The 1,438-nt window shown below is 65.4% G+C and carries 2 protein-coding genes; both read right to left on the bottom strand.

Annotated elements, in window-relative coordinates:
- Positions 1–1,010, bottom strand: a 1,010-nt coding sequence (locus ACZ4MF_RS48995; RefSeq protein ID WP_467500946.1) for an alpha-amylase family glycosyl hydrolase, incomplete at its 3' end; no start/stop codon positions are given.
- Positions 1,007–1,438, bottom strand: a 432-nt coding sequence (locus tag ACZ4MF_RS49000) for an alpha-glucosidase C-terminal domain-containing protein (RefSeq protein WP_467500948.1), incomplete at its 5' end; no start/stop codon positions are given. The genes ACZ4MF_RS48995 and ACZ4MF_RS49000, both read right to left, overlap by 4 nt.

Raw genomic sequence — 1,438 nt, forward strand, 5'->3', positions numbered from 1 at the left:
ACCATTTCGAGGGTGAGCTCGTCGTGGTTGCGCAGGAAGATGCCCCACTGGCATTTCGACGGGATCGCGGGGGTCTTGGCGAGGATCTCGGAGACCGGGTAGCGCGATTCGCGGCGTACGGCCATGAAGATGCGTGGCATGACGGGGAAGTGGAAGGCCATGTGGCACTCGTCGCCGCCGGTGCCGTAGTCGCCGAAGTAGTCGACCACGTCCTCGGGCCACTGGTTGGCCTCCGCCAGCAGCACCGTGTCCGGGTACTGGGTGTCGATCTCCTTGCGGACCCGCTTCAGGAACTCATGGGTCGCCGGCAGGTTCTCGCAGTTGGTGCCCTCCTGCTGGTACAGGTACGGCACGGCGTCCAGCCGGAACCCGTCGATGCCGAGATCCAGCCAGAACTTCAGCGCGGAGATCATCTCCTCCTGCACCGCCGGGTTCTCGTAGTTCAGATCCGGCTGGTGCGAGAAGAAGCGGTGCCAGTAGTACTGCTTGCGTACGGGGTCGTACGTCCAATTGGAGGCCTCGGTGTCGACGAAGATGATCCGGGCGTCCTGGAACTGCTTGTCGTCGTCGGCCCATACGTAGTAGTCGCCGTACGGCCCGTCCGGGTCGCGCCTCGACTCCTGGAACCACGGGTGCTGGTCGCTGGTGTGGTTCATGACGAAGTCGATGATGACGCGCATGCCGCGCTGGTGGGCGGCGTCCACGAACTCCACGAAGTCGGCGAGGTCGCCGAACTCGGGCAGGACGGCCGTGTAGTCGGAGACGTCGTAACCGCCGTCCCGCAGCGGTGACTTGAAGAACGGCGGGAGCCACAGGCAGTCCACGCCGAGCCACTGCAGATAGTCGAGCTTGGCGGTCAGGCCTTTCAGGTCGCCGATGCCGTCGCCGTTGCTGTCCTGGAAGGAGCGGACCAGTACCTCGTAGAAGACGGCGCGTTTGAACCAATCCGGGTCACGGTCCTTGGCGGGCGTGTCCTCGAAGGTGTCCGGAACGGGCTCATTGACGATCATGTGGTGGGTGACCCTCCGATCTGCGGGGTGGACGGTCGCAGGACGCGGAAGACGTGCGCGGGCCTGATACCCGGTTCGAGGCGCACATAGTTGGCCCTGCCCCAGTGATAGGTCTCGCCGGTGAGCTCGTCGCGCACCGGCACGGACTCGTGCCATTCCAGGCCGAGTTGCGGCATGTCCAACGAGACCGTGGCCTCCTGGGTGTGGCGGGGATCGAGGTTCGCGACCACCAGAACCGCGTTCGACCCGCTCCGCCTCGAGTAGGCGATCACCGCGTCCTTGTCGGCGTGGTGGAAGTGCAGATCGCGCAGTTGGCGCAGCGCCGGATTCTGCCGTCGGACGGTGTTGAGGCGGGTGATGAGGGGGGCGATGCTGCGGCCCTCGCGTTCGGCGGACTCCCAGTCGCGGGGCCTGAGTTGGTACTTCTC

It is taken from the genome of Streptomyces sp. NPDC025793 (assembly GCF_055558375.1).